Source organism: Methanolinea sp., from assembly GCA_030055515.1.
GTDB lineage: Archaea > Halobacteriota > Methanomicrobia > Methanomicrobiales > Methanospirillaceae > Methanolinea_A.
This window is the reverse complement of sequence record JASFYI010000001.1, coordinates 337,287-360,431: the sequence shown is the minus strand read 5'-3', so window position 1 is coordinate 360,431 and position 23,145 is coordinate 337,287. Positions and strand designations below refer to the sequence as shown.

Genomic DNA, 23,145 nt, shown 5'->3' with positions numbered 1-23,145 from the left:
TGGCCCGGTGGCTAGTGCTTCGTCATGAAGTAGAGGGATATGGCCCCGATGACCGCGGCGTTCGCGATCCCGTAGGCGAGGAGATCGCCCGGGCTCGCCGGCCACACGAGCGATTCCCCGAGGAACAGGACCGCGAGCGCGATGACGACGAGGCCGAGGAGCTTCTCCTTCAGCTCGTCGACGTTGCTGATCTTGAGCCAGCCGGGGAGAGGTGCCTTCGCGACGAAGAGCTCAAAGAGCCCGAGCGAGATGATGTAGAAGACCGTTGCGACGAGGAAGAGGTCCACGATCTCCACCGCGATGGCCATCGCTTCCTTCATGGCCGCAATATCGATCGAGAAGTGGGACACCGCGTACGAGATGCTCGAGAGCGTGATGACGAATCCATAGACGAAGAGGGCGATGGAGAGGAGGCCGGATCCTACCACCGCGAGGAGGAAGATGATCCTGCTCGCGCGGCCTACAAAGTGGGTTCCTCTCCCCCCACCCCCGGGATGGGTCCCCTCGTCTCCCGCGGGCGAAGCAGATACTTTCCCCCCCTCTCCTGCCACGTGCACCGGTCCTCCTGCAATCCATAACCTTTCCCTCCCCGGATATAAATACCGAGTGCCCCGTCCACGCGGGGAGATCGAGCCAGGTACCGTCACCCGTGTGAGCGGTGGATGGGAGGCCGCAAGGGATTCCGATGGAGAGGGGCCATGGTCCCTCACGTGAAAACAGAGTAGTTCTTCCCGCGGAAGAACCGGGCGACGGCCCTTTCCCATTCCCCGTCCGGCAGGCCGTCGAGGCAGTCCCTGAATGATTCCCAATCGCGGGCGAGCCTTTCGTCCTCGAGGTGGAGGAATCTCGGCTCCATGACCCGCCCGACGCGCCTCCCCGCCCCGTCGAGGATGAGCACCCTCCAGCACTGGTAATCCCGGCAGGTGGAAGGCCTCGTGCCGTGCACGGTGCACACGGACTTCCCCGACGCGGCATCGAAACGGAGGAATGCGCAGGGGTCTTCCCAGCCGGGGAGGGTCGCCCCCGACGAGAAGAGGTCCCGCAGGGAGGAATGGACCTCGACCTCCGTTCTCTCGCCGGTATAGACATTCTCGAGGACGAACAGGAACGGGCCCACCCTTTCGCGGACCGCAAATACCCCTCCCATCACGCTGCAGCATTCCCCGCACTGCTGGCAAAAGAACGTCATGGTCCCGCGGGGCGACCACCGTGCACTTCCCGCGGGCTCGCCGTGGACCGGCCCGGAAACCCGCGCGACCCGCCTCCGCCTTCTCCCGGCGCGTCGATCTCCGCCGAGTATGGTTTTATGTCGACCACGGGCGTGCCGTCGAGGGCATCGAGTCCCCGCACGGTGAGCGTGCATCCCTCAACGCCGAGTAAATCGACGAGGGAGAGCGAGATCGGGTTCGGCCTGTCGGGGGACCGGGTTGCAAAGACACCCTTCTCCACGGGGTCGTGGGGCGGGACGACTCTCAGGGTATCCCGGTCGGCCCGGTCAAGCCAGCAGAGGACAAAGAGGTGTCTCGATTCTCCTATCCTGTAGAGGCCGTCCCTGAATTCCGGTCTCACCTCGATTGTGGAGACGGCGGGGGAGAGCCTCCCCTGGCGCGGGGCATCGCCCCTCGACCGGAACGGCGAGTGCACGTACCCGATAGGGACGATTACGTAGTGTTCCCTTCCCGTCATGCCCCGCACTCGAGTCTCTCCCTCCAGAGCCCCTCGGGGACCCTAATCTCGAAGAGGGCGCCGTTCCCGGGAACGCCGCACTCGCGGATCGAGAGGCCCGTGATCGAGAGGATCTCGCGCGAGAGGAAGAGTCCTAGACCCGTCCCCGTCCCGTACCCGCGCTCGAACACCTTCTCCTTCCGGTCTGCCGGGATGCCGATCCCGTTGTCACCGAATCGGATGAGGAGGTCGCCGCCTGATTTCTCGCAGGTGACCCGTATCCTCGACACGCCGCCGCCGTGCCGGAGTGCATTGTCAAAGAGGGTGAAGAAGACCTTCTCGAGCATCGGGTCCGCGAAGACCTCGAGGGAACAATCCGGGATATCGAGAGCGACTCCATCCAGCTCGAACTGGCCCGCGGTGCGCCCGATGACGTCCGTGAGAGGCTGCCACTCCGGCGTGCGGATGCCGAGATCCTGGTAATTCCTCGTGAACTCGATGATGTGCCGGATGGTCTGGAGGGCGTTCTCGACCGACTCGAAGCACCTCGCAATGTCGGTCTTCCCGAGGTTCTCTTTCAGGAGCTGGATGTAGCCCGAGAGGACGGTGACCTTGTTCTGGATGTCGTGCCGCGTGATCGTGTTGAGGATATTCAGCTTCCGGTTCGCGTTCACGAGTGCTTCCTGCATCCTCCTGCGCTCCGTGATATCCCTGAAGACGACGAGGATTGCAGTGTTCCCCCTCTCGCGCAGCGGTGTTGCAACGACTTCCACGTCGACGGGTGATCCGTCGAGCCGGACGAACTTCTCTTCGACCGGCGGCATCACTGCGTTGGGGTCCCCCGCCATGCGGGAGACCCTCTCCGTCACCACGCGCCGGGAGTCCGGGTGGACGAAGTCGAGGACGTCCCGGCCGAGAATCTCCGTGATATCCGCGGCCCCGAGGATCTCGAGTGCCCTCCTGTTGGCCCACGCGATCTTTCCTTCCCTGTGGATGACCATCGTGTCGAACGTGCTCGAGACGATCCGCCTGTACCTCTCCTCGCTCTCCTCGAGGGACTCCTGGAAAGCCCGGAGCTCGTCGAGCATCTTGCGCAGTTCCTCTTCCGTCGCGGTGATCTGCTCGTACGCGGCGAGGAGCTCGAGGTGTTCCCTCTGGAACTCCTCCTCGATCCGCTTCTTCTCGGTGATGTCCGAGAGCATCGTGAAGGATCCCCGGAAAGCGCCGTTCGCGTCGATAACCGGGGTTGCAGAGACGTGCATGGTGCGAACCGACCCGTCCCTGTGGAGGAACTTCCGCTCGTACTCCCCGGACTTTCCCGCGAGCCTGTCCTCCACCTTCCTCGCGTTGTCCTCGAGTTCGCTCTCCGGCATGAAGGAGGTGATCGGGCGGCCGACCATCTCTTCCGGCCTGTACCCGAGGAGCGATGCCATCCGCGGGTTGACGTAGGTCGTCACGAAGTTCTCGTCCAGTTCCCAGATGCCCTCGTGTGCCGTCTCCACGATCCGCCGGAACCTCGCCTCGCTCTCCTCGAGGGACTCCTGGTACCCGACGATCTCGTCGAGCATCTTGCGCAGTTCCTCCTCCGTCGCGGTGATCTGCTCGTACGCGGCGAGGAGCTCGAGGTGTTCCCTCTGGAACTCATCCTCGATCCGCTTCTTCTCGGTGATGTCCGAGAGCATCGTGAAGGATCCCCGGAAGGTGCCGTTTAGGTCGATGATGGGCGTCGCGGAGACGTGCATGGTGCGAACCGACCCGTCCCTGTGGAGGAACTTCCGCTCGTACTCCCCGGGTTTCCCTGCCATTCTCTCTTCCAGTTTCCGGGCGTTGTCCTCGAGTTCGCTCTCCGGCATGAAGGATGTGATCGGGCGGCCGAGCATCTCCTCCGGCCTGTACCCGAGGAGCGATGCCATCCGCGGGTTGACGTAGGTCGTCACGAAGTTCTCGTCCATCTCCCATATGCCCTCGTGTGCCGTCTCCACGATCCGCCGGAACTTCTCCTCGCTCTTCCGCACCATCTCTTCCGCCGCGATCCGTTCGGAGAGGTCGGTTGCAATGGAGAGGACGACGGGTTTCCCCTGCCAGCTGGTCACCTTCGCCGTCACGTGGAGCGGAACGGTGCCGTCATTTTTCTTCCTGTGGGTCACCGTGAAGGAGGCCTCGCCTTTCCTGAATAACTCCTGCATCCGGGGCTCGATGAGTGCCGCGCTCTCGGGGGTATCGATCTCGCGGAGGTTCAGGGCCATGAATTCCTCGCGGGTATACCCATGGAGATCGAAGTTCTCCTGGTTCGCATAGATCAGGTTGCCATCCCGGTCGTGGATCGTGATTGCCGCGGGGGCGATGTCGATGATCTGCGCGAGGATCTGCGACTGCTCTTCAATGGCCACGCGGTCCGTGATGTCGCGGATCGACTCGATCGCGCCTGCAATTTCCCCGTTCTCGTCGTACAGGCGGCTCGCTTTCCCCCAGAAGTGGCGGACCTTTCCGTTCCTGTCGACGAGGCGCGTCTCCGCGGTGAGCGTCGTCCCCTCGCGGCGCGTGAAGAGGTACTTCTCCCTCTCGAACTCCTCGTGCGGGGCGAGCACCAGGTCGACCAGCATGGGCCTGGGCTCCCCGTAGAACGCGACGCCGTACTGGTAATTTCCCTCGCCGAGGATCTCCTGTGCCTTCACGCCTGTCATCTCTTCCATCGCCCTGTTCCACGCAATCACGCGCCCGTCCCTGTCGATTGCGAATGTCGCGTCGGGGAGGAAATCGATGATGTCCGCGAGCCGCTTCTGCGACTCGACAAGCATCGTCTCGGCTCTCTTCTTGGCTACCGCCTGCCGGACCTTGTGGACGAGCTCGACGAACTGGGTCCTCGGGTCACCCCCTTTCTGGAGGTAAAAGTCCGCGCCCGCGTTGAGCGCCTCTATGACGACCTCCTCCCGCCCCTTGCCCGTGAATATGATGAAGGGGATGTTGTTCCCCGCGGATCGGATCGCCTTGAGGAGCTCGATGCCGTTCATGGACGGCATCTGGTAGTCCGAGATCACCGCGTCGTAGTGCTTCTCCCCGAGGAGGGCGAGGGCTGCATGGGCCGATTCGACCGTCTCGATCGAGAAGTCGCCCAGTCGCTCGAGGTAGATTTTCCCGAGGGAGAGGAGATCCCGGTCATCATCCACGTAGAGGATAGTGTACTTCTCGGGAGGGATCATTCCTGCTGAGAATCGTTCTTAAAGTTTTATAAATGGATCTCCCACGGCAAACGCGCCATCCCCGATAATCACCTTTATCCGCGTGGAAGCAGACGCCTTCCCCATGCCTGACGCATCGCACATCATCAGGGCGGCGGGACTGGAGGGCTGGGTAATCCCCGGGAGGGACTATCCCGGCGTGCTCCCGGAGGGTGTCCGCAAATTTCACTGCTACACCCGCGACGGGGGCCACTCTCTCCTCGTCGTGCTCGAGAACGAGTACCGCCACGGGGAACCGCCCGAGAGGTTCGTCGTCGCCGCCCCGGTGAAGATGGTCCTCAGGGAAGGGTACAGGTCGGAGAACGGGTACCTCTGGGCGAGACTCCCCTACATCGAGGGAACGGGGCTCGTCGTCAGGGAGGGAGACGTCGAATTCTAAAAAACCCAAAAAGGCCATAAAGCTCTCCATTCCAATGTGTTTCCTCTGAAAAACGACACGAAGAAATCTTTTTTAGCGGCCCGGCCACAGGTGATGCCATAGGACCGTGTGTGAAACGACATTTTCCCCAGCGAAGGTTCCTGCCATTCTCGCGCGGGATGGTTCCGTCGTGCTCGACTCGCTGCCGGGCACGGTCTTCTCGCTCGCGGACGACCCGGCGACGCGCAACACCCTCCTCTCGGCAGGTGAGGGCGAGTTTTCCTCCAGGTACGCGGGCACGGACTTCCGGGCCGTCTTCACGATAGAGCGCACCACGGGATGGAAAGTCGCGGTGGCCTGGAGGGATTGAAGGAAGGAAAATATCCCTGGAAAGGCGGCAGAAAGGGGGGGGCTGGAAACGCGGGTAGCCTGGGACGGCGGACTCTGTATTTTTCAGGAGCCGAAATCCCCCAGTGCCTCCCTGCTCCTCATCTGGTAGAGGACCATCGGGTCCATCTCCTGGAACGACTCTGGGGCCGTCCTCATGATGACGGTTTTTATCCCGCTGTTCACGATCATCTTCGAGCAGAGGAAACAGGGCCATATCTTGGTCAGTTCCCCGGTCTCGACCTCGAATCCCGCGAGGTAGAGCGTGCAGTTCCGCGCGAGTTTCCCGGCCTGCAGGAGGGCGTTCATCTCTGCGTGGACGCTCCGGCACCGCTCGTAGTGCGAGCCGGAGGGGATGTTGTGCTCCCTCCTCCAGCACCGGCCGAGCTCCGTGCAGTCCATCTGCTTGCGCGGCGCGCCGGTGTACCCCGTCGAGACGATGGTGTGGAACTCGTCCACGATGATCGCCCCGAAGTTCCTCCGGAGGCACGTTCCCTGGTGGGCGCACCGCAGGGCGAGGTCGAGGAAGTATTGGTGGCGGTTGGTCCGCATGCCGGATCACCACTATATCTGAATGCACGTGTATTAAACTCCACACGGCAGTCGTGACGGGCGGAAACCTGCTAAAAAAAAGGATCCTGCCGTCAAAATTCAGACGCCGTACGACTGGTAATTCTCGAGGATCTCCTGCTCGGTGAGCCCGCGGTTGTAGAGGGCGAAAGAGCCGATCTCCCCCTTGTAGTAGAAGGGATACACGCTCGATGCCTGCTTGCCCATCGTCATGGGATGGTTGTTGTCTTTCAGCCTCACCTCGGGGTACAGGGCGGGATTCGTGATCTTGTTATTCCCGGGAACGTTCGACTGGTAGTAGCTGAACGGCCTCGATACCCCGTTCACGTAGATCTTCGGTTTTCCACCCTCCACGACGAGGTTCACGTACTGCCACGTGTTCCCATAGACCGCGGTCGAGTCGGTCATGATGTGGTAGTGCGTCCCCGTCACCCTGTCGTCCCACTCGAAGTAGATCCGGTCGCCGATGAGGTAGAGGTCGTAATTCTTGTCTTCCTTGTTCGAGCTGATCTGGAGCCCCTTGCCGATCACCTGCTTCCAGTACTGGGAATTCGTGTACTGGGAGGGTGTCCCCACGTCCTGCGGCTTGAGCCACATCGAGATCGTGAGCGCACCCGTGAACGTGAGCGTGGGGTCGTCGGCGAACTCCAACCAGTCGTTGCCGTCGAAGGAGAGGTAACTCATGTTCATCGGCGGCCCGGTGTTCCCCCTAACGGGGTTCCCGTGCACGGAGAAGGAGAGGGGAGTGCAGTCTGTCCTGTAGACGCCGCTCCCCGGAGTGCCTCCCGCCACCGCGTAGGACGATGCACCCTTCGTGATCCGCGCGCGGTCATCGCTCGAGACGAGGAGGTTTGCTTCCGGGTCGATCAGCTGGATGAGCCACGTCCCGGTCGTGAAGGGCTTGAGACGCCCCGTCGGGGGCATGTCGGAGACTACGTAGTCGCAGTACGAGGAAAAACCCGTCGAGTTGGGGTAGATGTAGAGGGTCTTCCCCTCGAGGCTGCCACCCTTGATGAACGGCACGGGGTAGAGGGTCCTCCCGTCCGGCGTGACGACCTTTATCACGACCTCCTTCCCCGCGACAGGCGGCTCCTGGCCCGAGAAGTGGAATGGCTCTGCTTCCTTGATGCGGAGGGTCACGATCTCCATCGGTATTCCCCCGGGCTGCATGAACTCCTCTGCCTTTGCCTCGCTCGCGATGTACACGGTGTGGTGGAGGATCGAGGGATACCCCATGAAGACAGACCAGAGGACAATCGCGATCCCGATGACGAGGATGACCAGCAAGAAGATGCTGACAGTGGCGCTGATTCCCGATTCGCTGCGAGAGATTTTTCCCATGGAAACCCCCGGCATTCACATTTATACGCGGGAGCATGAAAAGAGTTATGAAAAGCGATGGTGAGTCCCTTGAATTCCTCCCCGATGAGACCGGCCGCCGGGACAGAGAGGGCATTGTTCCGTGCTGTCCTCGCGGCGAGCCTTGCCATTCCGTGGATACTCGCAACCACAGCGGTCGCACTCGTCCCGCCGGGTGCACCGGACTTCGTGGAACCACTGCCGACAATGGGCACCGCGGCCGTTCAGGAACAACCCGGTAGTACCACCACTCAAGGGGGCACGCCCACCGTCCCGCTCTACGCGTGGACCATCGTAGGGTTCTCCATGATTGTCGTGGCAATCGCCGCCCTTTACTTCATCAGGCGCCGGGAGACCTACGTCCCCCGCGCAAAGCGCCTCCAGAAATGACAGGGCCTGTGACGTTCTCCCTCGCCGGATGGGTGGAGGTCGAGGGGCGGATCCTCCGGGAAGAGGAGATCGCCCTGCGTCTCGCAAGGGATCCTCTCGCCGCCGCGGAATTCGGCGGGGAATTCTCCATCGAGTGGGACGGGTACACCGCGAGGGATCCCTTCGGCATCGCGATCGGGAGGGGACCACCGGGAAAGATACTCAAGGACGGGCGCGTGATAGGCGAGGTGAACCCTCGATTTCCCGAAACGACACTCGCGGACGCGATCGTCGCGTCGGTTGCACTCCGGAGGGACGAAAGCGCGGTTGCCCTCTCGGGCGGGGTCGACTCCTCGCTCGTCGCCGCGATCGCCCGCTGCCCCTGCATCACCGCGGGGATACGGGGGAGTCCCGACCTCGAGGCGGGACGGGAGGTCGCGTCCCTCCTCGACCTCGAGTGGATACCGGCCGAAATCGCCCCGGCTGAAATCGGGGAGGCACTTCCGGAGGTAGCGTCGATCGTCTGCGGGGCAAGCCCGCTCGACACCTCGATCGCGCTCTGCTGGTACTTCGTCGCGCGGGCGGCGCGCGACGCGGGGTTCCGCAGGGTCCTCACCGGCCAGGGCGCAGACGAGCTCTTCGGCGGGTACAGGCGGTACCTCGATAACCCGGACACGGAGGCACTCCTCGCGGCCGACCTCTCCGGTCTCCCCCGGCAGGTGGCGCGGGACCAGGCAGTCGCAGCGTCACACGGCGTCTTCCTCTCCTACCCCTACCTCGACGGGAGGGTCGTTCGCGTCGCAAGCGCGATCCCCGCGCACGAGAAGGTCGCGGGCGGGACCCGGAAGCGCGCCCTCCGCGCCGTCGCCGAGAAGTTCCTCCCCCCTGCCGTCGCGCGGCGCGAGAAGAAGGCGATGCAGTACGGGAGCGGGATATGGAAGGAACTCCGGCGCCTCGCGAGGAGGGAGGGGGTTGGCTCCGTGGGAGAGTACCTCGCGCGGATCCCCTGATACCGATCCTCGACGCGCGCGCGGGGGAAATCGCCGGGGAAGTCTCCCGGTCACGGGGGATCGATTGCAAGGACTTTTCCTCCCCGCATTCCATCTCGCGGGGTGCGGGAGGGAGAGGGCGCCGCGGCGAGCAACGCGCGGCAATGATTTTAAAAGGCAATGCAGAGGGTACTTATTCTCATACGCGAACAGAGACCTCCGGGAGGGAGGAGGCACGCAGGGATGGTGACAGAAAGGGACGTGGAATACATCGGCATGCTTGCGGACATCGCGATTGACCGCGGGGAGCTGGCGGAATTCACCGCGAGTTTCAACAGGATCCTCGAGTACTTCGACATTCTCGACAAGGTCACCGTGGAGGAGGACGGGGGGGACAGCGCGATCGTCAATGTCTTCAGGGAAGATGACGTTGTCCCATCGCTCTCGCCGGAAGAGGCCCTCTCGAACGCGGGGGAGACGGAGGATGGATTCTTCCGGGCGCCGAGGGTGATGTGATGGGTGCGGAAACCCTCGACTTCCGCCCGGACGACAAGTACCACGCGTTCCTGAAGATCGTCCCGGAAGCACAGTACGGGCCCGGGAGACTCTCCGGCGTGCCCGTCGCGGTGAAGGACAACATCTCGACGGCGGGAATCGAGACGACGTGCGCGTCGCGCATCCTCTCCGGCTACGTCCCCCCGTACGACGCGACGGTCGTATCCCTCCTCAAGGCGGAGGGGGCCGCGATCGTCGGGAAGACGAACATGGACGAGTTCGGGATGGGGAGCACCACCGAGAACTCGGCGTTCGGCCCGACGTTGAACCCCCGTGACCCCGGGCGCGTCCCGGGCGGGTCCTCGGGGGGGAGTGCTGCCGCGGTCGCGGCCGGCCTCGTCCCCCTCGCGCTCGGCACGGACACGGGCGGGTCGATCCGGTGCCCGGCGGCATTCTGCGGGATCGTGGGGCTCAAGCCCACGTACGGACGCGTCTCCCGGTACGGGTTGATCGCCTACGGGAACTCGCTGGAACAGGTCGGGCCCATGGCCGCGACGGTGAGCGGTGTGAACCTCCTGATGAGCGTGATCTGCAGGCACGATCCCCGCGACTCTACGTCGCTCGACGCCCCGTACTCGCACACGCCCACCATGGACATACGGGGGACACGGGTGGGAGTCCCCGAGGAATTCTTCGGGGAGGGGGTAGAACCGAGGGTCGCCTCCGTCGTGTGGGACGCGATATCCCTCCTCGAGCGGAAGGGGGCCGAGGTCGTCACGTGCCGGATGCCCTCGATGGAGTACGCGCTCGCGGCGTACTACGTCACGTGCATGAGCGAGGCGAGCTCCAACCTCGCGCGGTTCGACGGGGTCAGGTACGGTCCCCCGCCCGACCACCGGAAACCGTGGCACGAGGCGTTCCAGGAGAGGCGGAGGGAAGGGTTCGGCGTGGAGGTGAGGAGGAGGATCCTGATCGGGACGTTTGCCCTCTCGTCGGGGTACTACGGGAAGTACTACGCGAAGGCGCAGGCCGCGCGGAGGAACGTGCGGAGGGATTTCCTCCGGCTCTTCTCCGAGGTCGACGTTATCGCCGGGCCGACGATGCCGACCGTCGCGTTCCGCTTCGGGGAGAAGAGCGACCCCCTCTCCATGTACCTGTCGGACATCCTCACGGTCCCCGCGAACCTCGCGGGGATCCCCGCGATATCGGTCCCCTGCGGGAAGGTGGAGGGCCTCCCGGTGGGACTCCAAATCATGGGGCGCTGGCTAGAGGACGAGAGGGTCGTGGACGTTGCCTACGCGTACGAGCAGGGGGCAGGCCAGTGAACGTCATCGTGGGACTCGAGATCCACTGCCAGCTCGACACGGCAACGAAGCTCTTCTGCGGGTGCTCGACGGATTACAGGGACGACGCGCCCAACACCCACGTCTGCCCGGTATGCCTCGGCCTGCCGGGTGCACTGCCCGTCCTGAACAGGAGGGCCGTCGAGTACGCGCTGCGCGTCGCAAAGGCACTCCACTGCAGCGTGCCCGAGGAATCGGTATTCGCGAGGAAGAACTACTTCTACCCCGACCTGAACAAGGGGTTCCAGATCACGCAGTACGATAAGCCGCTCGCGGTCTCCGGCTACCTCGACATCGAGGGAGACGACGGGGAAAAGAGGGTCAGGATCGCCCGGGTCCACATCGAGGAAGATCCCGGGCGCCTCGTCCACAAGGGCGGGTCGGACAGGCCGAGGTACTCGCTCGTGGACTACAACAGGGCAGGGATTCCCCTCATCGAGATCGTGACCGAGCCGGATCTCCGGTCCCCGCAGGAAGCGCGGCGGTTCCTCAACAAGCTCCGGGCAACCCTCGAGTACCTCGGCGTCTTCGACAGCGAGAAGGAAGGGTCGCTGCGTGTCGACGCGAACGTCTCCCTCGAGGGGAGCGAGAGGGTGGAGATCAAGAACATCACGTCCTACAAGGGGGTCGAGAAAGCCCTCACCTTCGAGATCACGCGCCAGAAGAACGCTATCCGCCGGGGCCAGAAAGTCGTGCGCGAGACGCGGCACTTCGTGGAGGCGAGGGGCGTGACCACGTCCGCCCGGAGCAAGGAGATGGAACAGGACTACCGGTACTTCCCCGAGCCGGACCTCCCGCCGCTCCGGGTCTCGGACTGGGTCGACGGGATCGTCCTCCCCGAACTCCCGGACGCGAGGCGCCAGAGGTTCATGGACCAGTACGGGTGCTCGCCGATCCATGCCCGCACCCTCACAGGGGACATCCGCATCGCGGAATTCTACGAGAAGGTCGCGGGAATCGATCCTGCCCTCGCGGCAACGTGGGTCGCCGACACGCTCCTTGGGGAGCTCAACTACAGGGACATGTCCATCTCCGCGGTCCCCCCCGAGATCTTCGCGGGGCTCCTCTCCCTCCTCAAGGATCGCGCGATCACCGACAGGAGTGGCGTCGAGGTCCTCCGCGTCATCCTCGACGAGCTGAAAGAGACGGGGACCTGCGAGACACCGGAGGCGTGCGTCGGGCGGCTCGGGTTGCGGGTGATCTCCGCTTCGGGGGAGGAGGGCGGTGACGACCCGGTCACGAGGGCCGCCCGTGAAGCGATCGAGGAGAACCCTCAGGCCGCGGAGGATTACAGGAACGGCCGGAAAGAGGCGCTCAACTACCTCGTGGGACAGGTCATGAAGAAGACGAGGGGGTGCGCGAAACCTGCCGACGTGCACAGGGTGCTCCTCCGCCTCCTCGACAAGGGCAAGTGATTCCGCGCATGCACCTCATCGTGGCCGAGAAGAACATATCCGCGAGGCGGATCGCGTCCATCCTCGCGGGGAAGAGGAAGGTCCACGAGTCGAAAGTGGGAGGCATCTCGCAGTACTGCTTCGACGGCACGTGCGTCATAGGGCTGAAGGGTCACGTGGTCGAAGTCGATTTCGCGGAAGGGTACTCGGATTGGCGCAGCGAGTCCCGCAAACCCCGGAGCCTCATCGATGCCCCGACCGTCAAGGTCCCGACCGAGAAGAAGATCGTCGCGCTCCTCCAGCAGCTCGCGAGGAAGGCGACCCGGGTCACCATCGCGACGGACTTCGACACGGAGGGCGAGCTCATCGGGAAGGAGGCGTACGAGCTCGTGAGGGCCGTCAACCCGACGGTCCCCGTCGACAGGGTGAGGTTCTCCGCGATCACCCCGGGCGAGATCACGCAGGCCTTCGCCTCGCCGACCGGGATCGACTTTGCCCTCGCGTCCGCCGGGGAGACGCGGCAGATCGTCGACCTCATGTGGGGGGCTTCCCTGACGCGGTTCCTCTCCCTCGCCGCGAGGAGGGGGGGATCCAACATCCTCTCGGTCGGGAGGGTCCAGAGCCCCACCCTCGCGATGATCGTCGACAGGGAGAGGGAGATAGAGGCGTTCCGTCCCGAGAAGTACTGGCAGTTACGCCTGATCACCGAGAAGAACGGCGAGGAGATAGAGGCCCGCCACGCCACGTCGAGGTTCCACGACAGGAGAGAAGCCCTCGCGGCGAAGGAGAGGAGTATTCCGCCCCTCGTCGTCACGGGCGTGAAGGAGGGCGAGAAGGTGGACCGCGCCCCCTCGCCGTTCGACACGACGACCTTCATCGTCGCGGCAGCCCGCCTCGGCTTCTCCGCGGCGAACGCGATGCGTATCGCAGAGGACCTCTACATGAACGGGTACATCTCCTACCCTCGCACCGACAACACCGTCTACCCCCCGACCCTCGACCTCTCGTCCATCCTCAAAACACTCCTCCCGACGGCATTCCGCGGGGACGTGGAATGGGTGATGACACACAGGCGGCCGATCCCGACGCGGGGGCAGAAGACGAGCACCGACCACCCCCCCATCCACCCGACAGGGGCAGCCACGCGCGAGGAGCTCGGCGAGGAGCGGTGGAAGGTCTACGAGCTCGTCGTGCGGAGGTTCCTTGCGACCCTCTCCCCCGATGCCCGGTGGAAGACGATGAAAGTGATGCTCTCCGCGGGCGGGGAACCCTACACCGTGACCGGCGGCCAGATCGTCGAGCCCGGGTGGAGGAAGGTATACCCGTTCAGCGCGGCGACGGAGACCATCCTGCCCCCGCTCGCCGAGGGAGAGGTTCTCCCCATCAGGGAGGTGAAGGTCGACGAGAAGGAGACGCAGCCACCCCCGCGGTTCACGCAGGCACGGCTCATCCAGAGGATGGAGGAGCTCGGCCTCGGGACGAAGAGCACGCGGCACGAGGTCATCCAGAAGCTCATCTCGCGGAAGTACGTCGAGGGGAATCCCCTCAGGCCCACCCTCGTCGGGAGGGCAGTGATCGAGAGCCTCGAGAACCATGCCGGCACGATCACCCGCCCCGAGATGACGCGGACCCTCGAGGAGCACATGCAACAGATAAAGGAGAGGGTGAGGGAGAGCGAGGACGTCGTGCAGGAATCGAGGGGGATGCTCCACCGGGTCTTCGACGAGCTCGAGGCGCACGAGGAAGAGATAGGGGAAGAAATTAGGGAACAGACCGCGGAGGAACTGAAACTCGGGCCATGCCCCGTCTGCGGGCACGACATCAGGATCCGCCACGCGAGGAACCAGACCCAGTTCGTGGGCTGCACGCACTACCCCGAGTGCACGTTCAACATCGGGCTTCCCGGGTCGGCGTGGGGATACGCCGTCAGGACGGACGAGGTGTGCCCCGCGCACGGCCTCCACCACGTGAGACTCGTCAGGAAGGGCGCCCGCCCGTGGGAGATCGGGTGCCCGCTCTGCCACCAACTTACATCCCTGCGGGAAACGCTCGCCCTCGTGCCCTCCGCGGGAGAGGACCTCGCGGAGAGGATGGGAAACTGCCGCCTCTATTCCGTCCAGAGCCTGCTCGAACTGCCCCCCGGGAGACTCTCGGAAATCCTCGGCATTCCCCCCGAGCGGGCAAGCCAGATCCAAGCCGAGGCGGCGAGGGCAATGGACCTCCTCCGGCGGAGATCGGACTGCAGGAAGTTCATCAGGGCGCGGATCGTCCCCCGGAGGGGGCGCAACGTGGGAGGGATCTTAAGGAAGCTCTCGGAGGCCGGTATCAACGGGATCGACGACCTCGCGAGGGCCGACCCGGAAGTCCTCCGCGGGACCGGGCTTGGGCAGAAAGAGGTGGAATCCCTCCTGTCGGAGGCGCGCCGCGAACTCGGCGAGCGGGCGCTGAAGGACATCGGCATCCCGCCCGCGAGCCTCAAGAAGTACCTCGACGCAGGGTATTTCTCGCCCGAATCCCTCCTGTCAGAACACCCGCTCGCCGTCGCCGAGAAGACCGGGATATCCCCCGATACCGTCTACAGGCACGTGGAGGCTATCGCACAGAGGCTCGGCAAGCCGGTGCCGGCAAGGGTGACCGCGGCGAGATTCAGGAAGGGCAGGGAGGATCTCCTCTCCCTCCCCGGGATGACGCCAGAGATCTACGCGCGGCTGCTCTCCGCGGGGGTCTACGACAGGGAGACGCTCCACGGCGTTGACGAAACGCTCGCCTCGGCGAGGACGGGTCTCCCGGTCGGGGTCATCCGCGCGTTCAGGGAGGCTGCGCCCCTCACAAAGAAGAAAAGGTCTGGCGGAGACATTATACAGATATAGCGAGGAGGGAGGAGGCCGTCCATGCACGTCAATTGGAAGAGCTGGACCCACGTGACGAAGCTTGACCCCGACCGGCATCTCACGCCCGAGCAGGTGCAGGGGGTCGTCACGAGCGGGACCGATGCCCTGATGCTCTCGGGGACGCTGAACGTGACGAGGGAGAACATGCGCGAACTCCTGCGGCAGGTCGCGGAATATGACCTCCCCCTCGTCGTCGAGCCGTCGGGGCCCGAGGCAGTCGTCTCGGAGGGTGTCGACCTCCTCTTCGTCCCGAGCGTCCTGAATACCCGGAACGTCGAGTGGATCGTCGGGAAACACACGCAGTGGGTCGCCCAGCAGGAGATCGACTGGGAGAGGGTCATCCCCGAGGCATACATCGTCCTCAACCCGAACTCTTCGGTTGGAAGGGTGACTGCTGCTGACTGCACCCTCTCGCCCAAGGCCGCCGCCGCGTACGCGACGGTCGCGGACCGGTACTTCCACTTTCCCATCGTGTACATCGAATATTCCGGGATGTACGGCGACCCCGAACTCGTCAGGGCAGTGAGCGAGGCCATCGAATCCGCCGTCCTCTACTACGGCGGGGGAATCGACTCGCCCGAGAGGGCGGCCGAGATGGCCCGGTACGCGGACACAATCGTTGTCGGGAACGCGGTGTACGAGAAGGGGATAGATATTCTTAGGGCAACGGTACAGGCAATCTCGTGAGAAACGACAGGGCGGGAATGCCTGATATCTCCTTTGTCCTGGTACAGCCGCTCTACGAGGGGAACGTGGGGTTTTCTGCACGGGCAATCAAGAACTTCGGTTTTTCTCGGCTCGTGCTCGTGGACCCTTGTCCCCTCGGCGACGATGCCCTCGCGAGGGCTGCCCACGCATCCGACGTCCTCAGAGCGGCACGGGTCTGCACGCTGGAGGAAGTCTTCTCGGAGAGCGACCTCACCGTCGCGACCACGGGGGAGGTGGGAAAGACCGTCTGCCATCCTATGAGGATGCCGTACTACTCGCCCCGCGAGCTCAAGGAGAGGATTTCCGGGTTTGAAGGGAGGATCTCGATCCTCTTTGGCCGCGAGAACTGGGGGCTGAACAACGAGGAGATACGACGCTCCGACATGGTGTGCACGATCCCGACGTCTCCGGATTACCCCATCATGAACCTCTCCCACGCTGTCGCGGTCATCGCGTACGAGCTGTCAAACCTCCCGAGGGGGGAATACCTGCTCGCCGGCAGGACCCAGATGGAATACCTCTACAGGCACATCGACGATTACCTCACGCTCATCGGCCACCCGCCCTTCAAGAGAAAGGCAACGATGCTCATGATCCGGAGGATACTGGGGAGGGCAATGCTCACCGCGAGGGAGGCTTCGACCCTCCACGGGCTTCTGCGGAGGTCCGAGTGGCACATCAGGCAGGCCGCGGGCGGCCGGGACTCCCGCGGGAACGAGGACGACGGGGGATGCGGGGAGGGCCGGAAAGCCTGAACAGCAGGACACTGCGAAAGGATCCCTTGCTCCCCGCGCGGGGAACACCGGGGAGGAGCTGTGAGAAGCCCTAATACGGATTTCGCGTACACATTCACCTATGATCCTCGTGGACTGGCAGATCCTCGACAGGATCCAGAGGGGATTCATCTCGGTGGACCCGTTCGACCCGTCCCTCGTCCAGCCTAACTCCCTCGATATCCGCCTCGGGAACCACTTCGTCTGGTACGAACCGGGGGAGAGCGTCATCGACCCGTTCCGTTCCGAGACCATCACCGAGGGTACGGCGGAGATGACCGCGGATTCTATCGTCATCCGGCCGGGACAGTTCGTGCTCGCCGAGACGCTCGAGGTCATCGGCCTGCCCGACAACATCGTCGCGAGCATCGAGGGGAAGAGCAGCATCGCGAGGCTCGGGATCGAACTCCACCAGACGGGGGGATGGATAGACGCGGGTTTCCGGGGCTCCATCACCCTCGAGATGTGCAACGTGAACGCCCGGCCGGTCAGGATGTACGCGGGAATGCCGGTCGGCCAGCTCGTCTTCTACCCGACGGAAAAAGCCCTCGTCCCCTACAACCAGAAAAAAGATGCAAAGTACATGGACCAGCGCCAGGCGACCCTCTCGCGGTACTACAGGAATGTTGCGGGCGCCTGAGTGGGTATATACGCGATGAAACCAGAATTATCTGGGACGATGCTGAGGGCAACGGAGCGATAACATGCGGCTTCTCCTGATTCACTCCGATTTTATCGAGTTCGAGGCAAAACAGAAGACGGGCATGGCAGAAGAAGACCATCCCCTCAAGGGATTCGCCGAGGAAGCCCTCGTGGTCTTCTGCGCGGTCGAATCCGGCGACGAGGACGACATCGAGGACGTCGTGGAGCAGGCGGGGGAGGAGATATCAAGGGCAGCAGACCAGCTCTCGGTGGAAAATATCGTCCTCTACCCGTACGCCCACCTCTCAAGCGACCTCGCGCGGCCCGACACGGCGGTCGGTGCCCTCAAGATGCTCGAGCACCTCCTCGTCGACATCGGGTTCGAGGTGACGAGGGCACCGTTCGGGTGGTACAAGTCGTTCCGCCTCTCCTGCAAGGGGCACCCTCTCTCCGAGCTCTCGAGGACGATAGTTCCCCGAGAAGGGGAGAAGAAGAAAGAGAAGAGGGAGGTCACGCACGAGTTCTTCGTCCTCACGCCCGACGGGACCCGCAGGGACCCAAAGGAGTTCATGGATGACTCGCCGTTCGGGTGCCTCGTCCGGAAGGAGCTGGGGGAGCCGTCCGCGGGCGGCGGGGAGCCTGCCCACGTGGAACTGATGCGGGGCAAGGAACTCGTCGACTACGAGCCTGTCTCGGACGTCGGGCACCTCCGGTGGATGCCGAAGGGAAAGATAATACGCGACCTCCTCGCGGACTACGTCCTCTCGCTCGTCCTGCCCTACGGGGCGACCCCCGTGGAGACGCCCGTCATGTACGACCTTTCGGACACCGCGATCTTCGAGCATGCCGACAAGTTCGGGGAGAGGCAGTACAGGTTCAAGAGCGGGAACAGGAACATGATGCTCCGGTTCGCCGCGTGCTTCGGGATGTTCTCGATCATGCGGGACATGCACATCTCGCCAAACACCCTCCCCCTCAAGATGTATGAGCTCTCCACGTACTCCTTCCGCCACGAGCAGAAGGGAGAAGTCATCGGGCTGAAGAGGCTCCGGGCATTCACGATGCCGGACATGCACACCCTCTGCACCGACATGCCCGAGGCCCTCCGGTGCTTCGAGGAGCAGCTGAAGATGGGGTGGGAGACGGGGAGGGACTTCGGGACCGAGCTCGTCGGCGTGATCCGCTGCACGAAGGACTTCTACAACGCGCACGCCGAGTGGGTCGCCCGGATGGTCGCCCTCTCGGGCCGGCCGATGCTCATCGAGATACTCTCCGAGCGGGTCCACTACTGGGTTGCGAAGGTGGACCTCGCGGCAATCGACGGGCAGGGCAGGCCCATCGAGAACCCGACGGTCCAGATCGACGTCGAGAGCTCCACGCGCTTCAACATCAAGTACCACATGGACGGGAAAGAGGTGTTCCCGCCGATCCTCCACTGCTCCCCCACGGGGTCCCTCGAGAGGGTGATCTGCGCCATCCTCGAGAGCTGTGCGAAGCAGGAAGTCCCCCGCCTCCCCACGTGGCTCTCCCCGGTCCAGGCGAGGGTGATCCCCGTCGCCGAGCGGCACCTCGAGCACGCGACGAGGGTCGCGCTCGCGCTGAACGCGGCGCGCATCCGCGCGGACCTCGACGACCGGGACGAGAGCGTCTCAAAGAAGGTGCGGGAGGCCGCCGTGGACTGGATCCCGTTCGTCGTCGTTGTCGGCGACAAGGAGGTCGAGAGCGGCCGGCTCACCGTGACGGTCCGGTCACGGTCGGCCGCGGGAAAGCCGTGGAAGGAGGTCCTCACCCTCGAGGAGCTCATCGACACGATTCGCGCCGAGATCGGGGAAAAACCGTTCCGCCCCCTCTACACGCCGATGAACCTCTCGAAAAAGGCGCGATACATCTGAAAATCAGAATAATATCCCATTTTCACTCTCTTTCCCCCGCTGTACCTGCGTCCCCCTGCAAGATCCATTCTCCATTGTAACCGGCAGCATCCGTGCTTGAAGAGAGACCATACCACTCCGGCGCACAATGGAGCGGCGACAGAAACCCTCATCACGGGGCGCTCCAAACAGGGAACGGGAGATGGCTCAGGACTGCAGGCAGTGCGGGCGCTGCTGCGAGCGCTGGGGCTGGGAACAGGAGGGACGCGCAGGGGACCTCGTCCCGTGGGTGGCCGAAGAGAGAAAGGACATCCTCGTGCACGTCGCGGTGCAGCTGGCCGGCGGGGAGTGGAGGCGCGGCGACGGGTTGCGGATGGAGGATATCCCGGCGGTCAACCGCGTCCTGTACTGGCGGGACCCGGGCGGCCATCCCCTCCGCAGTTGCCCGTTCCTCCGCAGGGAACGTGACGGGCGCGCTTCCTGCGCGATCCACCCGGTCCGCCCGGCCGTGTGCAGGGAGTACTCGCCGTGGAGATGCTCCGGGAGCGAGTACCTCCTCGTGAAGTGCCCGGCGTGCAGGGAGATGATGCCCTAAAGGGAGTGTGACCCCTAGAGACCCCGGCGGGCCTGCCTCCCCGCCCGTCCTCAGGATCACAGCGTCCCCTTCGTGCTCGGGATCGCCCCGGGCCGCGGCCCCGGCCGCGTCGCCTGTCCGAGCGCTATCCCGAATGCCTTGAAGAGGGCCTCGCACTTGTGGTGGTCGTTTTTCCCCTCGACCGAGAGGTGGGCGGTGATCCCGCCGCGGATGCAGACGCTGTAGAAGAAATGCTCGAAGAGCTCCCGCTCGATGCCGCCGACGCGCGGGTGCGCGAACTCGCCGCGGAAGACGAGGTAGCCCCTGCCCCCGCAGTCGAGCGCGGCACAGGCGAGTGCCTCGTCCATGGGAACGAGGGCGTGGGCGAATCGGACGATCCCCCTCCCGTCCCCGATTGCCTCCCGGAGCGCCTGGCCAAGGACGATGCCGACATCCTCGGTGGTGTGGTGGACGTCGACGCCGAGGTCGCCCTCCGCGCTGCAGGTGAGGGAGAAGTACCCGTGGCGGGCCATCGAGGCGAGCATGTGGTCGAGGAATGGTATCCCGGTCGCGATCTCGCCGGGACCCGCGTCGTCGAGGTCGAGGTCGACCGTCACCCGCGTCTCCCGGGTCTCCCTCTTCACGCTCGCCTTCCTCACCGTGCCGCCTCCATCGCTGCCACTAAGTCGAGCTTCCCGCTATATAGCGCTGACCCAAGGACGACGGCCGAGACGCCGAGTGCTTTCAGGGTCCTCACGTCCCCCGTCGTCGAGATGCCCCCCGCCACGGTGACCGGGAGGCGGGTGACGCGCAGGAGCGCTTCCACCGGCCGGGGGTCCACGCCCCCCTGCAGGCCCTCCACATCGACGTTCGTGAAGAGGAGCGATCCCGCGCCGCACTCCTCGAAGCGACGTGCCCAGTCGAGGTAGTTCCCGGCGCCCTTTCGCCAGCCCTCGATAGCGACCTCGCCCCCGCGCGTGTCGAGTCCCGCCATCACCCTCTCCCTCCCGAATTCCGCGGCGAGCCTCCCGAGGACGCCCGGGTCCCTCGTGGCCAGCGTGCCGATGATGACGCGCGCGACTCCTGCGTCGAGCCAGGCCGCGGCATCAAAAAACGACCGTATCCCCCCGCCGAGCTGGATCTCTGCTCCCGTCTCCCTCACGATCTCCCCGATGAGCTGCACGTTCTCCCCGGACTGGCCGAACGCGCCGTCGAGGTTCACCACGTGGAGGCAGTCGGCACCGAGGGAGAGCCACCTGCGCGCGCAGTCGATGGGCCTCCCGTAGATTGTCGCGGTCTCCCGCCTCCCCTGGACGAGCTGGACGCACTTTCCCCCGAGGATATCGACTGCGGGAATGACGCGCATACTACGGGATCATCCTCTGGATGGACATCACGAGGATGTCGCGCGCCCCCGCCCTCTTCAGGAGGTGGATGAGCTGGTAGACGCGGTCTTCCGACACCACAGCGTGGACCGCGACCATGTCTCCCCGGGAGGCGATCTCCATGACTGTTGGCCCGGAGAGGCCGGGGATGATCGACGATATCTCGGGGACGCGGTCCCTCGGCGCGTTCATCATCAGGTAACACTGGCCCCGAGCCCGGATCACGCTCTCGAGCGCGACCTGGATCTCCTCGATCCTCGTCTTCTTGGAGGCGAGCGAGGCACGGTTCGCTATCAGCACCGTGCCCGTCTCGAGCACGCGGTCGATCACGCGGAGCCGGTTTGAGCGGAGCGTGTTCCCCGAGCTCGAGAGGTCGACGATCGCGTCCGCGATCCCGAGGTACGGCGTTGCCTCGCAGGCACCTCCCACCGGGACGAGTGTCACGGGAATTCCCTTTTCCCTGAAGTACCTCTCCGCGATGACGGGGAACTCGGTCGCGACCCGCGCCCCCGCGAGGTCAGCCGGCGACTCGTAGGGGGAATCCTCCTGCACGGCGAGCACGAGGGTCGCCCTCCCGAACCCGAGATCGAGGAGCTCGGCGACATCCGCGCGGCGCTCGAGCACCATGTCGTGCCCCGTGATTCCAAGGTCCGCCGCGCCGAGGCCCACGTACTCGGGGATGTCCACCGGCCGCGCGAAGAGTATCTCGAGGTTAGGATCCAGTGTCCGCGCGAAGAGGCGCCTCTCGGGACCCTCGTCGAGGTGCAGGCCGCTCCTCTCGAGGAGTTCCCTCACAGGGGCCGCGATCCGGCCCTTGTTGGGAATGGCGAGACGGACGACGCGGGGGTCCGCTCCGGGCGAACCTGCTCCCCCTTCGCTAGAACGTCCTGACCTCGCCACGGATGATCTTCTCGGTGATGCACGTGATTTCCGAAAGGCCATGGTCCACGATGGCCTCGATGTCCGGCCTCATGGTCTTCAGCTCGAACCCCGGTTTCGGGAGGACCTGGACACTCGCGACGAGCGGCTGGTCGATCGGTTTGCCGATCTGCGAGAGGAGCCTGATGTAGATCTCCTCGATTCCCTCGACCGACCGGACGCACTCCTTCGCGAGCTCCGTGGAAAGGATATTGTATATCTTGCCGATGTGGTTGATCGGGTTCTTCCCGCTCGTCGCCTCCATGCTCATCGGCCTATTCGGCGTGATGAGGCCGTTGCAGCGGTTCCCTCGGCCGACCGACCCGTCGTCGCCCATCTCGGCGGAGGTTCCCGTGACCGTGAGGTACACGCTCCCGCTGTCGATGTCGTCTGCCGTGTTGACGTACACGTGGACCTTCCTCGGGGTGAACCTCTTCGCGAGCGCGAGCGCTTCCTCCTGGAGCTTGTCGCGGTACTCGATGTAGTCCGCGAGGCCCGCGCAGTACTTGTCGACCATCGCGCACGCGAGCGTGAGGGTGATCGTGTTGCCCTCCCGGAGCCCCATGATCTTTATGTCCTGGCCGATGACCGGGTACTTCGGCCGGAGGGTCTGGTCGATGTAGTCACTCAGGGCAAGGACGATGGTCTCCGTCTCGGAGAAGGGTGCGTGGCCCACGCCGAAGGACGTGTCGTTCGCCCTCGGGGGCATGTTCTGGCAGGGCTTGAAGACTTCCCGGAGGTCTGTAGAACCCGTCCCGAGGCGGCAATCCACGATGACGTCTCTCTCGAGGTTGAGGTTCGTCAGGGTCTTGCGGAGGTAATTCCTCGCGGCCTCGATGGCTATCGCGTCCGTGGGGATGCTTATCCCGTTGAATTGCTTCGTTGCCCTCCCGTCGATCAGGATGTAGATCGGCCGGATGACCTTCCCGCCGCCGTACTTCGGTCGCGATTCTCCTGCCACGATCTCTCCCTGGTCCGTGTTGTGGTGCAGGATCGCACCGCACTCTTCAAGATAGGCGAGGGAGAGAGCCCTGCTTATGGACTCGGCGATACCGTCGGCGAGACTGTCGGGATGTCCAATGCACTTCCTCTCCACGAGCTCGATCTCCTGCCGCTCGAGCGGGATCTGGTGGAGTTCCTCGACCCTGATGTTCCTCTTCAATCGTTATCCCCCGGTGGAGTGCTGGGTAACCAGTATATAAATGTCGGGATTGC

23 protein-coding genes are annotated in these 23,145 nt (G+C 64.3%); 13 read left to right on the top strand and 10 right to left on the bottom strand.

The genetic code is table 11. The annotated features are described in order from the left end of the window. Positions 1–11 precede the first annotated feature (11 nt). From QFX32_01965 to QFX32_01950, 4 genes are all read right to left on the bottom strand, one after another. A complete protein-coding gene (locus QFX32_01965) occupies positions 12–551 on the bottom strand; it encodes a YqhA family protein (protein MDI9632808.1) in 540 nt (179 codons plus the stop codon). Positions 552–706: 155 nt separating this feature from the next. Next, a complete protein-coding gene (locus QFX32_01960; GenBank protein MDI9632807.1) occupies positions 707–1,189 on the bottom strand; it encodes a YkgJ family cysteine cluster protein in 483 nt (160 codons plus the stop codon). Then, complete coding sequence (tsaA, locus tag QFX32_01955) at positions 1,186–1,686, bottom strand: tRNA (N6-threonylcarbamoyladenosine(37)-N6)-methyltransferase TrmO (GenBank protein ID MDI9632806.1); 501 nt, start codon at positions 1,684–1,686, stop codon at positions 1,186–1,188. The genes QFX32_01960 and tsaA overlap by 4 nt, the downstream gene beginning before the upstream one ends. Next, positions 1,683–4,865, bottom strand: coding sequence for a PAS domain S-box protein (locus tag QFX32_01950; GenBank protein ID MDI9632805.1), 3,183 nt, complete (start codon positions 4,863–4,865; stop codon positions 1,683–1,685). Before QFX32_01950 ends, tsaA begins: the two co-directional genes overlap by 4 nt. A 103-nt stretch (positions 4,866–4,968) precedes the next feature. Here QFX32_01950 and QFX32_01945 point away from each other — a divergent pair, with 103 nt between their 5' ends. Together QFX32_01945 and QFX32_01940 are read left to right on the top strand one after the other, a co-directional pair. Then, complete coding sequence (locus QFX32_01945) at positions 4,969–5,283, top strand: hypothetical protein (protein ID MDI9632804.1); 315 nt, start codon at positions 4,969–4,971, stop codon at positions 5,281–5,283. 169 nt (positions 5,284–5,452) lie between these two features. Beyond that, entirely contained in the window at positions 5,453–5,632 is a 180-nt protein-coding gene (locus QFX32_01940) for a hypothetical protein (GenBank protein MDI9632803.1), read from the top strand. A gap of 83 nt (positions 5,633–5,715) precedes the next feature. Here the strand turns inward: QFX32_01940 and QFX32_01935 are convergent, their stop codons facing one another. Further along, on the bottom strand, positions 5,716–6,201 hold the full coding sequence (locus tag QFX32_01935) for a deaminase (protein ID MDI9632802.1): 486 nt from the start codon (positions 6,199–6,201) through the stop codon (positions 5,716–5,718). Positions 6,202–6,300: 99 nt separating this feature from the next. Then, positions 6,301–7,560, bottom strand: coding sequence for a LamG domain-containing protein (locus tag QFX32_01930; GenBank protein MDI9632801.1), 1,260 nt, complete (start codon positions 7,558–7,560; stop codon positions 6,301–6,303). Positions 7,561–7,644: 84 nt separating this feature from the next. On the opposite strand from QFX32_01930, the gene QFX32_01925 reads away from it, so the two are divergent. The 11 genes from QFX32_01925 (at position 7,645) to QFX32_01875 (ending at position 19,648) form a co-directional block, all read left to right on the top strand. Continuing rightward, positions 7,645–7,968: a hypothetical protein gene (locus QFX32_01925; protein MDI9632800.1), complete on the top strand. Its 324-nt coding sequence runs from the start codon at positions 7,645–7,647 to the stop codon at positions 7,966–7,968. Beyond that, a complete protein-coding gene (locus tag QFX32_01920) occupies positions 7,965–8,957 on the top strand; it encodes an asparagine synthase C-terminal domain-containing protein (protein ID MDI9632799.1) in 993 nt (330 codons plus the stop codon). The genes QFX32_01925 and QFX32_01920 overlap by 4 nt, the downstream gene beginning before the upstream one ends. 222 nt (positions 8,958–9,179) lie before the next feature. Continuing rightward, complete coding sequence (gatC, locus tag QFX32_01915) at positions 9,180–9,452, top strand: Asp-tRNA(Asn)/Glu-tRNA(Gln) amidotransferase subunit GatC (protein ID MDI9632798.1); 273 nt, start codon at positions 9,180–9,182, stop codon at positions 9,450–9,452. Continuing rightward, a complete protein-coding gene (gatA, locus tag QFX32_01910; GenBank protein MDI9632797.1) occupies positions 9,452–10,756 on the top strand; it encodes an Asp-tRNA(Asn)/Glu-tRNA(Gln) amidotransferase subunit GatA in 1,305 nt (434 codons plus the stop codon). Before gatC ends, gatA begins: the two co-directional genes overlap by 1 nt. Next, complete coding sequence (gatB, locus tag QFX32_01905; GenBank protein ID MDI9632796.1) at positions 10,753–12,189, top strand: Asp-tRNA(Asn)/Glu-tRNA(Gln) amidotransferase subunit GatB; 1,437 nt, start codon at positions 10,753–10,755, stop codon at positions 12,187–12,189. Before gatA ends, gatB begins: the two co-directional genes overlap by 4 nt. 8 nt (positions 12,190–12,197) lie before the next feature. Further along, a complete protein-coding gene (locus QFX32_01900) occupies positions 12,198–15,038 on the top strand; it encodes a DNA topoisomerase I (protein MDI9632795.1) in 2,841 nt (946 codons plus the stop codon). 21 nt (positions 15,039–15,059) lie between these two features. Next, the gene (locus tag QFX32_01895; GenBank protein ID MDI9632794.1) at positions 15,060–15,746 is read left to right on the top strand and encodes a phosphoglycerol geranylgeranyltransferase; all 687 of its coding nucleotides are present in this window, start codon (positions 15,060–15,062) and stop codon (positions 15,744–15,746) included. Positions 15,747–15,763: 17 nt separating this feature from the next. Continuing rightward, positions 15,764–16,522 carry an RNA methyltransferase gene (locus QFX32_01890; protein ID MDI9632793.1) on the top strand — a complete coding sequence of 253 codons (759 nt, stop codon included), beginning with the start codon at positions 15,764–15,766 and terminating at the stop codon, positions 16,520–16,522. 100 nt (positions 16,523–16,622) lie between these two features. Continuing rightward, positions 16,623–17,180: a dCTP deaminase gene (dcd, locus tag QFX32_01885; protein ID MDI9632792.1), complete on the top strand. Its 558-nt coding sequence runs from the start codon at positions 16,623–16,625 to the stop codon at positions 17,178–17,180. A 64-nt stretch (positions 17,181–17,244) separates the two neighbouring features. After that, positions 17,245–19,074: a threonine--tRNA ligase gene (locus QFX32_01880; GenBank protein MDI9632791.1), complete on the top strand. Its 1,830-nt coding sequence runs from the start codon at positions 17,245–17,247 to the stop codon at positions 19,072–19,074. A 181-nt stretch (positions 19,075–19,255) separates the two neighbouring features. Beyond that, complete coding sequence (locus QFX32_01875; protein MDI9632790.1) at positions 19,256–19,648, top strand: YkgJ family cysteine cluster protein; 393 nt, start codon at positions 19,256–19,258, stop codon at positions 19,646–19,648. 56 nt (positions 19,649–19,704) lie between these two features. Here QFX32_01875 and hisB read toward each other — a convergent pair whose 3' ends face one another. From hisB to QFX32_01855, 4 genes are read right to left on the bottom strand one after another with little or no spacing between them, the layout of a single operon-like run. Then, complete coding sequence (gene hisB / locus QFX32_01870; protein ID MDI9632789.1) at positions 19,705–20,286, bottom strand: imidazoleglycerol-phosphate dehydratase HisB; 582 nt, start codon at positions 20,284–20,286, stop codon at positions 19,705–19,707. Then, positions 20,283–20,993 (bottom strand): 1-(5-phosphoribosyl)-5-[(5-phosphoribosylamino)methylideneamino]imidazole-4-carboxamide isomerase, encoded by a 711-nt coding sequence (gene hisA, locus QFX32_01865; GenBank protein MDI9632788.1) that lies wholly within the window; start codon positions 20,991–20,993, stop codon positions 20,283–20,285. The genes hisB and hisA overlap by 4 nt, the downstream gene beginning before the upstream one ends. A gap of 1 nt (position 20,994) precedes the next feature. Beyond that, positions 20,995–21,912 carry an ATP phosphoribosyltransferase gene (gene hisG / locus QFX32_01860; GenBank protein ID MDI9632787.1) on the bottom strand — a complete coding sequence of 306 codons (918 nt, stop codon included), beginning with the start codon at positions 21,910–21,912 and terminating at the stop codon, positions 20,995–20,997. After that, positions 21,890–23,092 (bottom strand): methionine adenosyltransferase, encoded by a 1,203-nt coding sequence (locus QFX32_01855; protein ID MDI9632786.1) that lies wholly within the window; start codon positions 23,090–23,092, stop codon positions 21,890–21,892. Before QFX32_01855 ends, hisG begins: the two co-directional genes overlap by 23 nt. Positions 23,093–23,145: the final 53 nt, after the last annotated feature.